The sequence below is a fragment of the Streptosporangium sp. CA-115845 genome (assembly GCF_050943795.1).
GTDB lineage: Bacteria > Actinomycetota > Actinomycetes > Streptosporangiales > Streptosporangiaceae > Streptosporangium.
This window is the reverse complement of the sequence record NZ_CP191988.1, coordinates 9,411,344-9,423,328: the sequence shown is the minus strand read 5'-3', so window position 1 is coordinate 9,423,328 and position 11,985 is coordinate 9,411,344. Positions and strand designations below refer to the sequence as shown.

Genomic DNA, 11,985 nt, shown 5'->3' with positions numbered 1-11,985 from the left:
ACGGTCCGCCGGTCTTCCCGGAGCCGGGACACGGCGCTTCTTTCCGGGCTCAGCCGGGAGAGCGCGGGGTGCGTCCGGTCGCGTGGATGGAGGTACGGTCCGCCGGTCTTCCCGGAGCCGGGACACGGCGCTTCTTTCCGGGCTCAGCCGGGAGAGCGCGGGGTGCGTCCGGTGGCGTGGACGAGGGAGGCCGCCACGTCGGCGTCGATGGGAAACCAGGCGTACAGCCCGGTTATCTGCAGGAGACGTTCCAGGACGTCCGACACCTCCGCCAGCCGAAACCAGCCGCCCGCCTCCGAGGTCATGCGCGCGCCGCTGAGAAGCACCCGCAGCCCGGTGGAGTCGCAGAAACTGATCTTCTGGGCGTCGATGACGATCCGGGGGCGGTATTCGGAGACCAGCCGCTCGATGGTCTCCCTGAGTAGTTCGCTGGAGTTGCGGTCGATATCGCCCGCGACGCTGATCACGGTGCAGCCGGCACGCTCGTGGTGGTCGACGCCGATGGAGAGTTCTCTGCTCATCGCCTCGCATTTCCACCCGGTGAAGCTGTCGGTTTCGGCTGTCGTCCGACCTGATCAAGGTATACCCCGCCGGACCACCGGGGTGGGCGACGGGCGGGAGACATGTGCGTAACGGCTACGAGGACCATCGTTCGTCTCCCGTGCCGGCCGGCCGGTCCGGAACGTGACCCCATACCGAAGATGAATGACCGCATCCAGATTTATTGCCCCGACATATTCGGGTATTCCTCAAGCGTCCCGGATGGATTTCCGGCAATAGGCAATGATAGTTAAGAACCAGAGGGGTTATCCCTTCTCTTCCGGTGAGGATTGCCGCTAACTTTCGAAGATGCGCGTTCTGGTAACCGGGGCATCAGGTTTCGTCGGCTCGCATGCGGTCGCCGCGCTTCTCGCCGACGGGCACGAGCCGCTTCTTCTCATACGCAATCCAGAGAGAACGCGCGAAGTGCTGGCCGGTGTCGGGGTGACGGAGCCGATTCCCCTGCACAGGGCCGATATCCGCGACACGGCGGCCGTGCGGGACGGGCTCGAACAGTGTGACGCGGTCATTCACGCCGCCGCGGAAATCGGGGTCATCGGTCGTGTCGGCGACCTGGCCGGTACGAATGTGACCGGAGCGAAGAACGTCCTCGGGCAGGCCGTCGAACTCGGTCTCGACCCGGTCGTGCACATCTCGAGCATCGGCGTCTTCGTGCCCCCGACCGGCCCGGTGATCACGACCGAGAGTCCGCTTTCCACACCGAGGAACGAGTACGGCAGGAGCAAGATCTCCGCCGAGCACTACGCCAGGCGGCTCCAGGAACAGGGGATGCCGGTCACGATCGTCTACCCGGCGGCGGTCGCCGGACCGTGCCAGCCCTCGCTGGACGCGCTGATGGACGGGCTGCGCGCGGGGCTGGAACAGGGATGGCCGATCACCGCCGGCGGCGTCGGCGTCGTCGACGTACGGGATTTGGCTCTCGTGCTCGCCCGCTGCCTCGAACCGGGGCGGGGACCTCGCCGGTTCATGCTGGGCGGGCACTACCTCACCTGGGCGCAGCTCGCCGACGTCTGCGACGAGGTGACCGGGAACCGCTGCCGGAGGTTCCGGGTTCACCGCTCGGTGCTGCGCGGCGCGGCGGCCGTGGTCGACGCGATGAAACTGATCAAGGAGATCGACTACCCGCTGACCAGGGACGCCGTCGAGATGATGGTCACGATGGTCCGCGCGTACGACACCCCGACCCTTGAGGCGCTCGGCGTGGGGCTGCGGCCGGTCCAGGAGACCGTCACCGACTCGCTGCGCTGGCTGGCGCAGGAAGGGCACCTCGGTCTGGACAAGGTCGGCAGGCTGGCGGGTAGTGTCACGCGGTAACGCGATCCCTCCAGCGTGACGGGGGTGGCGGCGGTGACCACCTCACAGTCAGGAGTCGACGATGGACGTCGGGTTGGCCGAGGCCGGTTCGTGGGTGGGCGTCGGCGATGGGTGCCGGGGTCGAGGTGTGGGCGGGGAGCGGCGATGAACGTCGGGGTCGTCGGTGCGGGGATCGTCGGTCTGGCCGTGGCCAGGGAGGTGGCGCTGACCCGGGGGGCCAGGGTGACGGTGCTGGACAAGGAGGACCGCGTCGGAGCCCACCAGACCGGGCACAACAGCGGCGTCGTCCACGCTGGGATCTACTACCGGCCCGGCTCGCTCAAGGCCACGCTCTGCCGTGAGGGCGTGGCACTGCTGCGGCAGTACTGCGCCGAGCACCGCATCCCCTACGACGAGGTCGGCAAGCTCGTCGTCGCCTCGACCTCGGCCGAGCGGCCCGAGCTGCGGCGGATCGCCGAGCGGGCCCGCGCGAACGGGGTTCCCGGCATCGCCGAGCTGGACGCGCTGGCCCTGCGGGAGGTCGAGCCGCACACCGTCGGCACGGGTGCCGTGCACTCCCCGCGCACCGCGATCGCCGACTTCCCCGCCGTCGCCAGGCGTCTGGCCGCGGATGTGGAGGAGAGTGGCGGATCGGTGCTGCTCTCGCATCCGGTGCGCGCGGTACGGGAGACCGCGAGCGGGGTGAAGGTCCTGGCGGGGGAGCGGACGCTGAGCTTCGACCGGCTGATCGTCTGTGCCGGGCTCGGTACCGACACCGTCGCACGGATGGTCAAGGCCGCCGGGGACGTGCGGATCGTCCCTTTCCGCGGTGAGTACTACGCGCTGGCCGGCGCGGCGAAGGACCTGGTCCGAGGGCTCGTCTACCCGGTTCCCGACCCCCGCTACCCGTTCCTCGGCGTGCACCTGACCCGCAGGATCGACGGCGAGGTGCTGGTCGGCCCCAACGCGGTCATGGCGTTGGCGCTGGAGGGCTACTCCTGGCGGGACGTCGACCTGGCGGAGCTGGGCCGGATTCTGGCCTGGCGTGGCACCCGGCGGCTGGCCGCCCGGCACTGGCGGACCGGGATCAGGGAGGTGACCGGTTCGATGGGCAGGAGGTCGTTTCTGAAGGCCGCGCGCCGCTACGTGCCGGCCCTGACCGCCGCCGACCTCGTCAGGACCACCGGCGGTGTTCGCGCACAGGCCGTGGACGCCTCCGGCGGCATGCTGGACGACTTCGCGATCGACGTGCACGGCCGCGTCACCCTCGTGCGCAACGCCCCCTCCCCGGCGGCAACCTCCAGTCTGGCCATTGCCAGACATATTGTGGGGTTAGCCTCTGTGTTGACCAGTTAACTGCTTTCTCATGTGGGCCGGTGAAAATAGACCAGTGACCGACTCACCCGAGGCACGTCTGCTGATCGTCGAGGACGAGCCGAACATCCTTGAGCTTCTGGCCGCGAGCCTGAGGTTCGCCGGGTTCGGCGTCAACACGGCGGGCAACGGCACGGACGCCGTCGCCGCCGTCCAGCGGCACCGGCCCGATCTCATCGTGCTTGACGTGATGCTCCCGGACATGGACGGCTTCGACGTCGTACGGCGTCTGCGCGGCGGCGGCAGCGACACCCCCGTGCTCTTCCTCACCGCGCGCGACGCCACCGAGGACAAGATCCGGGGGCTGACCCTGGGCGGGGACGACTACGTGACCAAGCCGTTCAGCCTGGAAGAGGTCGTGGCCCGGATCAGGGCGGTGTTGCGCCGTACCGGCTCCGGCGACCTCGCCCCCCGCCAGCCCCGGCTCAACTTCGCGGACATCGAGCTCGACGAGGAGAGCCACGAGGTGTGGCGCAAGGGCAAGGCGGTGGCACTGTCACCCACGGAGTTCAAACTGCTCCGCTACTTCATGGCGAACGCGGGGCGGGTGCTGTCCAAGGCCCAGATTCTCGACCACGTGTGGGACTACGACTTCCGGGGCGATGTCGGGATCGTGGAGTCCTACGTCTCCGTGCTCCGTCGCAAGATCGACAACACGGATCCGCGGCTGATCCACACGCTGCGCGGCGTCGGATACGTGTTGCGCCTGCCGCCGACACCGTGATGCTCAACGCGACCCCGCTGCGGGTGAAGCTGATCGCCGTCATCCTGGCCCTGCTGATGATCGCGCTCACCCTCATCGGGTTCGGCAGTGTCTCGATCATGCGTGGTTACCTGATCGACCGCGTCGACACCCAGATCGACATGATGGTCGACACCGCGCTGCGCCGGATGAACCGGGGAGTCATACCGATCGGCAGGCCGCTGTCGCCCGATGCGAAGTTGGAGCTCCGCGACTCCGGTGGCAGGACCTTCGACGCCTACATCGGTGCCGACGTGGAGGGCAAGTCGGGGCCGTCGGTGCCTCAGGGCCAGGACAACCGGCCGTTCGACAGCGGCGGCTGGCGAGCTCGCGCGGTCCCGCTGACCGGCGGTGGAAATCTCGTCGTCGCCGTTGACATGGCCGAGGTCCGGCAGATCGTCGGCCAGCTGGCGCTGGTGGAACTCCTCGGTGGTGGCGGTCTGATGCTGATGCTCGCCGGGGCCGGGATTTTGATCATCCGTAGGAGCCTGCGTCCGCTGGAGGAGATCGAGCGCACCGCCGAGGCCATCGCCGCCGGAGACCTGAGCCGCCGGGTCCCCGATGCCGACCCGCGCACCGAGGTGGGCCGCCTCGGCCGGTCGCTCAACGGCATGCTCGCCCAGATCGAGGCCGCCTTCCGGGCCCGTTCGGAGTCGGAGTCCTCGGCTCGCAGGTCGGAGGAACGCATGCGAAGGTTCGTGGCGGACGCCTCGCACGAGCTCCGCACGCCGCTGACCTCGATCCGGGGGTTCGCCGAGTTCTACCGGCAGGGGCCGGGAATCGACGCCGCGCCGCTGATGCGCCGGGTCGAGTCCGAGGCGGTCAGGATGGGCCTGCTCGTCGACGACCTGCTGATGCTCGCCCGGATGGACCAGCAACGGCCGCTGGTCATGCGCCCGGTCGACCTGCTCGCCATCGCCGCCGACGCCGTCCACGACGCCCGCATCCTCGTCCCTGAGCGCGAGGTCACGCTCTCGGTGGACGGTTCCGCGCTCATCGTCTCCGGTGACGAGGTACGGCTCCGCCAGGTCGTGGGCAACCTCATGACCAACGCGCTCACCCACACTCCCGAGCGGACCCCCGTGCGGGTGGCGCTCTCCGCCGATGACGGGATGGCCGTCATCGAGGTCGCGGACGAGGGGCCCGGCCTCACCTCCGAGCAGTGCGAACGCGTTTTCGAGCGGTTCTACCGCGTCGACTCCGCCCGGGGCCGCCGCGCCCCCGAGGACGGTGGGAGCGGGCTCGGCCTGGCCATCGTGGCCGCGATGGTCGAGGCCCACGGCGGCAGCGTCGCCGTGGACTCGGAACTCGGCAAGGGCGCGACGTTCCGGGTGCTTCTTCCCCTCGCCCCCGAGTCCGGCTGACCTCCCGTCCGGTACGACGCCGTCTGTTCGGGGTGGGGCCGGGGTGTGGCGGCCCCACCCCGGCTCTCGTGCCGACGGTCGTCCGGGCTCAGCGGGCGCCGGTGCCGGACTCCGGCCAGCTGCTGTCGGGGAACTCCCCGCCGGCCGCGCCGCCGGGCAGTACCACCCGGTCGTTCTCGGCCAGCCCTGAGGTGATCTCGACGTACTGGTCGCTCCGGACGCCCGTCTCCACGACCCGCTCGACGCCGCCCCGCACGGTGACCCGGGAGACCCCCGCACTGGTCCTTACCGCCTGGGCCGGGACGTAGAGAGCCTCCGCCGACTTGGCGACGGTCACGGTGACCGAGGCGGTCTGGCCCACCATGAGGTCCGCCGGGGGCTCGTCGAACGCGATCGTGACGCCGTACCTCACCAGGCGGTCCGTGGTGGTCGCGGTGGGGGCGATGCCGGTCACGGTGCCCGTGTACCGCTTCCCCTGCCGGGTGGCCAGGGTGATCGCCGCCTGCTGGCCCAGCTCCAGGCTGCCGATGTCCGACTCGGTGAACAGCGCCTCCACCTGAAGATCGTCCAGGTCTCCCAGGGTGAGGAACGTCCCGGTGCCCGCGCTGTCGCCGACCGCGCCGGCCACGGACATGACGGTGCCGTCGGCGGGAGCGACGATCCGCACGCCCGCCAGTTCCTCCTTGGCGTCGGTCAGCTCCGCCTGGGCCTGCTTCACGCGGGCCTCGGCCTGCTCCACGCTGAGCGTCCCCCGCCCGGCCCCGCCGGCGGAGGCGCCGGCGCCCTGCCCGGTGTTCGGGGCGGTGCCCTGCTTGGCGGCCTGCCCGGAGTTCCGGCCCGCACCCGCACCCGCGTTCGCGCCGGCACCGGCACCTGTGCCCGCGCCGGTGTTCGCGCCCGGCTTCGGGGTGGAGCATCCGGTGGGCCCGGGGGTCGGCGTCCTGGCGGTGGTGGGCCTGGCGGTCGCCGTCGGCCTGGCTGCGCCGGTGGGGGCGGCTGTCGGGCCGGGGTGGGCCGTCGGTCCTGCGGGCCCACCCGGGCCGGTCGTCGGACCGGAGGGCTGGGCCGTGGGCGTCGGCTCCGAGGTCGCGGGCGGCCCGCCACTGTCCGGCCTCGCGGTGACGGTGACCGTCGCGGTGGCCGTCACCGTCACCGTCGGAGCGGCCGTCACGGTGACGGTGACCGTCGGGGCGGGCTGGGGAGAGTCGCCCCCCGGCTGTCCCGCCGCTGACGGGGTGGCCGTGAGCGCGGCGGCCGTCGTGGAGGAGCGCACCGGGTCGGGTACGGGCGTCGGGGTGACCGGTGCCGTCATGAGGCGGTACCCGGCGGGTGCGATACCAGCGGCCGGGACGACCCGTACCTCCCGCTCCGCTCCGGTCGCCTCGGGTGCCGGGGCAGGGGTGCTCGTCCCGGTCGGTGCGGGGGTGGTGCCCGCCCCCGGAGGCCGCGTCGCGGTGGGCTCGCATCCGGTCTGCCCGGCGGGATTGGACCGGTCGGTCCCGGTCCGGCCCGGTGTCGACTGCTGCCGGGGAGCTCCGCCTGTCGCATCCCCTGCTGTGCTTCCGGTCGTGCTTCCTGCCTCCTCCAGCGCCTCCTCGGCCGCCGCGAGCTGTGCCTTCGCGGCGGTGTAGCGCTCGCGTGCGGGTGCGGAGCCGATCCTGGCGAGCACATCCCCCTTGCTGACCTTGTCCCCGGCCCTGACATGGACCTTCGTGACCGTGCCCGATCCGCCGAAGGCCAGGTCCCGGGTGCCGTCGTCCACGGTGTTGCCCGCGGCCGACACCGCGGCGGTCACCGTCCCGCGCCTGGCGGAGGCCAACTCCACCCGGGGAGCCTGGCCGGAGCCGCCGTCGAGCACGACGATCGCGCCCGCGCCCACCAGGACGAGGGCGGCGAGGGCAAGCCCTCCCACGCGCAGGTTCTTCGACAGATGGGTCGGTCTCATGGCGGACAATCCTGGACCGTCTGATTCACAGCATGCTCACAGGCGCCTGAAGGTTTGCTGTGCATCCTGAGCGGTACGACACGGTCTACAGGAAATCTTCAGCCTTTGTCGGGGTAGGTTCAAGCCTGGTACGCCAGGGTCGAGCGCTGTGAAGCTGTCGACCAAGCGCGGAGCGCTGATCGTGAACGGGACCCTCGGGGTCCTGTTGCTGGGCGGAGTGGTGATCGCCTACTCCTCCCTCGGCGGCGAGGCCTCGTCCGCCGACGCCGCGGTGCGGACCGTGCAGGTGGCCCGGGCCTCCGTCTCCGCCTCCGTCTCCGCCTCGGGGACCGTGGCCAGCGCCCGCGCGCGGGCGCTGGATTTCGCATCGAGCGGCACCGTCGAGAAGATCTACGTCAAGGTGGGGGACAAGGTCACCAAGGGCCAGATCCTCGCCAGGCTGGACGACGACTCGGCACAGGAGAGCCTGGACGCGGCCGCCGCCGCCCTCGACACCGCGGACGACGACACCTCGACCGCCGCGGCCTACGCCCAGTACATCACGGCCAGGAACACCTACCGGGCCGCGAAGCGCGCTGTGGACGGCACGGTCATCAAGGCGCCGTTCTCCGGTACGGTCACCGCGGTCAACGGCACGGTCGGGGGCTCCTCGGGCGCCTCCGCCAAGGCCACCGGAAACACGGGCAACTCGGGCAAGGCCGGTTCAGGTTCCTCCGGCGGTGCGGAGAGCGGCTCGGGCGGTTTCATCGACATCGCGGACACCGGCAGGCTCCAACTCGTCGGCACCTTCACGGAGTCCGACGTCACCCGGCTCAAGGTCGGCCAGGTGGCCTCCATCGGGTTCGACGCGCTCAACGGCGTCACCGCGGCCGGGAAGGTCACCCAGATCCAGCCGATCGCCACCACCAGCAACAACGTGGTCCAGTACCCGGTGACGATCTCCTTCACCGAGGTGCCGGACGAGGTCAGGCTGGGCCAGACCGCCACGGTCGGGGTCGTCGTCGAGAGCGTGCGGAACGTGCTCGCGCTCTCCTCCACGGTGATCTCCACCACGGGCTCCCGCAGCACGGTGACGGTCCTGCGCGACGGGCGGCAGGTGCCCGTCCAGGTGGAGGTCGGGGTCAAGGGCGACACGCTCACCGAGATCAGATCCGGGCTGAACGAGGGCGACCAGGTGGTCCGCCCGGCGGCCACCGGGACCACCCAGCAGGGCGGCGGCTTCCCCGGCCTCGGGGGCGGGGGCGGCGGTCGCGGTCGCGGTGGCGGTGGCGGTGGCGGCTTCGGTGGCGGGGGAGGGGCCGGCAGATGACCGTCCCCGTCCTCTCCCTGAAGGACATCACCAAGGTGTACGGCCGGGGAGACGCCGAGGTCCGGGCGTTGCGCGGTGTCTCGCTCAGCGTCGAACGGGGCGACTACGTCGCCATCATGGGCGCCTCCGGATCCGGCAAGTCCACGCTCATGAACATCCTGGGCTGCCTGGACGTGCCCACTTCGGGCGATTACCACATCGATGGCACCGACGTCGGCTCGCTGGACGAGCGCCGGCTCGCCGTGCTCCGCAACCGGAAGATCGGCTTCGTCTTCCAGTCGTTCAACCTCATCCCCCGGATGAGCGCGCTCGCCAACGTCGAGCTGCCCATGGCGTACGGCGGGGTCGGCGCCGCGGACCGGCGGGCCCGCGCCCTGGCGGCCCTGGAGCAGGTCGGTCTCTCCGACCGGGTCCGCCACGAACCGAACGAGCTCTCCGGTGGCCAGCAGCAGCGGGTGGCCGTGGCCAGGGCGCTGGTCACCGCGCCCGCCCTCCTCCTCGCCGACGAGCCGACCGGCAACCTCGACACCGCCTCCACCGAGGACGTGCTGGGCATCCTCGACGGGCTCAGCGTCTCAGGCAGGACGATCGTGATCATCACCCATGAGGACGATGTGGCCGCTCACGCCAAGCGGGTCATCCGCCTGGTGGACGGCCGGATCATCGAGGACCGCCGTCAGGCCCCCGTCGACGGGCTCCCGCCCCGCATGCCGGAGGTCATCGCGTGAGCCAACTGGAGATCCTGCGGTTCGCGCTCCGCGGGCTGGCCGCGAACAAGCTGCGCAGCTTCCTGACCACGCTCGGCATCCTGATCGGGGTGGCGGCCGTGATCCTGCTGGTCGCCTTCGGCGAGGGAGCCTCACAGAGCATCCAGCAGTCCATCCAGCGGCTCGGCGCCAACACCCTCACCATCTCGGCGTCCTTCGCCGGGGGCGGTGGCGGAGGCGGTGCCGGTTTCGGCGGCGCCGGGGGAGGCCGGGTGAGCGCGGGACAGAACACCGGCCCGCGTACCCAGGCCAGGCCGCTCACCCTGGAGGACGCCAGAGCGCTGACCGACCGCGAGCAGGTGCCCTCGGTACGGAGCGTGTCGCCCGTGGTGACCACGAACTCGGCCGCCGCGGTCCACGAGGGCGCCGGCCATACGATCGCGCAGCTCGTGGGCACCTACCCCAGCTACTTCGAGGCGACGAACAAGCCCGTGGAGAGCGGCACCTACTTCGTCAACGACGACGTGATCGCCGCCAGGAAGGTCATGGTGATCGGGCGGACCGTGGCCGAGGGGCTGTTCGGCACCGCCGATCCGGTCGGCAGGCCGGTCAGCGTCTCAGGCGTGCCGTTCACCGTGATCGGGGTGCTCAAGGAGTCGGGCTCCACGGGCATGCAGGACGCCGATGACGTGGCCATCGTGCCGTTGCCCGCCGTGCAGCAGAGCCTGACCGGGTTCGGCGCGCTCGGTTCCATCATCGTGCAGGCGACCGGCGCGGACGCCACCGACTCGGCGCAGGCCGAGGTCACCGCCGTACTCAACCAGCGGCACGGCATCACTCCGACGGGCACCGCGGACTACCGGATCCTGAACCAGGCCACCCTGCAGGAGACGGTCAGCTCGACCATCGGGATCTTCACCGCCCTGCTCGGCGCGGTCGCCGCCATCTCCCTGCTGGTCGGCGGCATCGGCATCACCAACATCATGCTGGTCACCGTCACCGAGCGGACCAGGGAGATCGGCATCAGAAAGGCCATCGGCGCGCCCAGGAGCGCCATTCTCGGCCAGTTCCTGCTGGAGGCGACGGTGCTGAGCCTGGTGGGCGGCCTGTTGGGCGTCGCGATCGCGTTCGCCGGCACCCGCTTCACGATCGCCGGGATCTCACCGGTGCTCGTACCGTCCTCGATCGCACTGGCCCTCGGCGTCTCGGTGGGCATCGGGCTGTTCTTCGGCGGCTACCCGGCCAACCGGGCGGCCAAGCTCCGGCCCATCGAGGCCCTGCGCCACGAGTGACCCGTACGGCTTAGGCAAGGAGAGAGACATGGGCGGCAACGCCGACGAGACGGTCCCGGCGGGGAGATCCCTGGAGGGCTCCCCGTTCCGGGGGGACCTGGACAGCGAGCTGGCGGCCCGGCCGCCGCGCCGGCTGTCCACGCTCACCCTCGTGCTGGGCGCCGGGGTGATGCTCGTGGCAGGGGTGATCGTGGGTATCCAGGTGCAGAAGGCGACGGGTGTCACGTCCGGTCCCACCGGTGTCCCGGGAGCCGCGATGCGGCAGGGCGCGGGTCCCGGCGGTTTCAGTGGATACGGCGGTCTTGGAAACGGGCAGCAGGGTGGCCAGGGCGCGGGCCGGGGCCAAGGGCCGGGGCGGGGCGGTGGTGGCCGGGGCGGCATGACCGTCGGCACCGTGCAGCGGGTGGAGGGCGAGAAGGTCTACCTCCAGACGACCGACGGATCCGTCGTGACGGTGAACACCACGGACGAGACGTCCGTGCGCCTCACCAAGGAGGGCAAGGTCGCGGACCTCAAGCCCGGTGGCACGGTGGTCGTACAGGGAGCCAGGGCCGAGGACGGCTCGGTCAGCGCGACCGCGATCAACGAGGGGGGCGGCCGACGGTGAGCCGGTTCCCAGGAAACGTTCAGCTTCGGCTGAGCTTCGTTCCAGAGAGGTGAGCGAGCCTCGGGGGGTGCTGGACAGAGTGGAAGCCCGATTGCTGGTCGTGGACGACGAACCGAACATCAGGGAGTTGCTCTCGGCCAGCCTGCGACTGTCCGGGTTCGAGGTGGTGACCGCGGTGGACGGTCGGGAGGCCGTGCAGTTCGCCGAGCGCATCCGCCCCGACCTCGTCGTGCTGGACGTGATGCTGCCCGACATGGATGGCTTCGCCGTGGCCGGGCGGCTGCGGGAGATGAGCGGGCAGATGCCGGTGCTCTTCCTCACCGCGCGGGACGGTACCGACGACAAGGTCGCCGGGCTGCGCGTGGCCGACGACTACGTGACCAAGCCGTTCAGCCTGGAGGAGGTGCTCGCCCGTATCCGGGCCGTGCTCCGGCGTACCAGGGGAGACCTCGACCTGCCGGCCCGCCTGCAGGTCGGTGACCTGGAGTTGGACGAGGAGGCGCACCAGGTCTGGCGTTCCGGCGTTCCGGTGCGGCTGTCGCCCACCGAGTTCAAGCTCCTGCACTACTTCATGGTCAACAGCGGCAGGGTGCTGTCCAAGGCACAGATCCTCGACCACGTCTGGAACTACGACTTCGGCGGCGACGCCGGGGTGGTCGAGTCCTACGTCTCCTACCTGCGCCGGAAGGTCGACACGGCCGAGCCGAGGCTCATCCACACCCTCCGCGGGGTGGGGTACGTGCTGCGCCCCCCGCACAGTGATTGAATTTTCAGCCGACATTCAGCTCTAC

At 70.7% G+C, this 11,985-nt stretch carries 11 protein-coding genes; 9 read left to right on the top strand and 2 right to left on the bottom strand.

Features of this window, described 5'->3' with window-relative positions:
* Positions 1–143 precede the first annotated feature (143 nt).
* On the bottom strand, positions 144–521 hold the full coding sequence (locus ACQP0P_RS44745; protein ID WP_433368392.1) for an STAS domain-containing protein: 378 nt from the start codon (positions 519–521) through the stop codon (positions 144–146).
* 328 nt (positions 522–849) lie between these two features.
* On the opposite strand from ACQP0P_RS44745, the gene ACQP0P_RS44740 reads away from it, so the two are divergent.
* From ACQP0P_RS44740 to ACQP0P_RS44725, 4 genes are all read left to right on the top strand, one after another.
* Positions 850–1,875, top strand: a complete 1,026-nt coding sequence (locus ACQP0P_RS44740; protein WP_433368389.1) for an NAD-dependent epimerase/dehydratase family protein — start codon at positions 850–852, stop codon at positions 1,873–1,875.
* 144 nt (positions 1,876–2,019) lie between these two features.
* Positions 2,020–3,210 carry an L-2-hydroxyglutarate oxidase gene (lhgO, locus tag ACQP0P_RS44735; RefSeq protein WP_433368386.1) on the top strand — a complete coding sequence of 397 codons (1,191 nt, stop codon included), beginning with the start codon at positions 2,020–2,022 and terminating at the stop codon, positions 3,208–3,210.
* Positions 3,211–3,244: 34 nt separating this feature from the next.
* Positions 3,245–3,952, top strand: a complete 708-nt coding sequence (locus ACQP0P_RS44730) for a response regulator transcription factor (RefSeq protein WP_433368383.1) — start codon at positions 3,245–3,247, stop codon at positions 3,950–3,952.
* Entirely contained in the window at positions 3,952–5,334 is a 1,383-nt protein-coding gene (locus tag ACQP0P_RS44725; protein ID WP_433382419.1) for a HAMP domain-containing sensor histidine kinase, read from the top strand. Before ACQP0P_RS44730 ends, ACQP0P_RS44725 begins: the two co-directional genes overlap by 1 nt.
* A gap of 88 nt (positions 5,335–5,422) precedes the next feature.
* Here the strand turns inward: ACQP0P_RS44725 and ACQP0P_RS44720 are convergent, their stop codons facing one another.
* On the bottom strand, positions 5,423–7,279 hold the full coding sequence (locus ACQP0P_RS44720) for an efflux RND transporter periplasmic adaptor subunit (RefSeq protein ID WP_433368380.1): 1,857 nt from the start codon (positions 7,277–7,279) through the stop codon (positions 5,423–5,425).
* 148 nt (positions 7,280–7,427) lie between these two features.
* On the opposite strand from ACQP0P_RS44720, the gene ACQP0P_RS44715 reads away from it, so the two are divergent.
* From ACQP0P_RS44715 to ACQP0P_RS44695, 5 genes are all read left to right on the top strand, one after another.
* Entirely contained in the window at positions 7,428–8,588 is a 1,161-nt protein-coding gene (locus ACQP0P_RS44715; protein ID WP_433368377.1) for an efflux RND transporter periplasmic adaptor subunit, read from the top strand.
* Positions 8,585–9,316: an ABC transporter ATP-binding protein gene (locus ACQP0P_RS44710; protein WP_350959967.1), complete on the top strand. Its 732-nt coding sequence runs from the start codon at positions 8,585–8,587 to the stop codon at positions 9,314–9,316. Before ACQP0P_RS44715 ends, ACQP0P_RS44710 begins: the two co-directional genes overlap by 4 nt.
* On the top strand, positions 9,313–10,587 hold the full coding sequence (locus tag ACQP0P_RS44705) for an ABC transporter permease (RefSeq protein WP_433368373.1): 1,275 nt from the start codon (positions 9,313–9,315) through the stop codon (positions 10,585–10,587). Before ACQP0P_RS44710 ends, ACQP0P_RS44705 begins: the two co-directional genes overlap by 4 nt.
* A gap of 28 nt (positions 10,588–10,615) precedes the next feature.
* Positions 10,616–11,194 carry a hypothetical protein gene (locus tag ACQP0P_RS44700; protein ID WP_433368371.1) on the top strand — a complete coding sequence of 193 codons (579 nt, stop codon included), beginning with the start codon at positions 10,616–10,618 and terminating at the stop codon, positions 11,192–11,194.
* A gap of 67 nt (positions 11,195–11,261) precedes the next feature.
* Positions 11,262–11,960, top strand: coding sequence for a response regulator transcription factor (locus tag ACQP0P_RS44695; protein ID WP_399527024.1), 699 nt, complete (start codon positions 11,262–11,264; stop codon positions 11,958–11,960).
* The last annotated feature ends 25 nt before the right edge of the window (positions 11,961–11,985 follow it).

Coding starts and splice junctions, on each gene's coding strand:
- ACQP0P_RS44745 (WP_433368392.1), bottom strand. CDS start 521: ATGAGCAGAGAACTCTCCATCGGCGTCGACCACCACGAGCGTGCCGGC.
- ACQP0P_RS44740 (WP_433368389.1), top strand. CDS start 850: ATGCGCGTTCTGGTAACCGGGGCATCAGGTTTCGTCGGCTCGCATGCG.
- lhgO (WP_433368386.1), top strand. CDS start 2,020: ATGAACGTCGGGGTCGTCGGTGCGGGGATCGTCGGTCTGGCCGTGGCC.
- ACQP0P_RS44725 (WP_433382419.1), top strand. CDS start 3,952: ATGCTCAACGCGACCCCGCTGCGGGTGAAGCTGATCGCCGTCATCCTG.
- ACQP0P_RS44720 (WP_433368380.1), bottom strand. CDS start 7,279: ATGAGACCGACCCATCTGTCGAAGAACCTGCGCGTGGGAGGGCTTGCC.
- ACQP0P_RS44710 (WP_350959967.1), top strand. CDS start 8,585: ATGACCGTCCCCGTCCTCTCCCTGAAGGACATCACCAAGGTGTACGGC.
- ACQP0P_RS44700 (WP_433368371.1), top strand. CDS start 10,616: ATGGGCGGCAACGCCGACGAGACGGTCCCGGCGGGGAGATCCCTGGAG.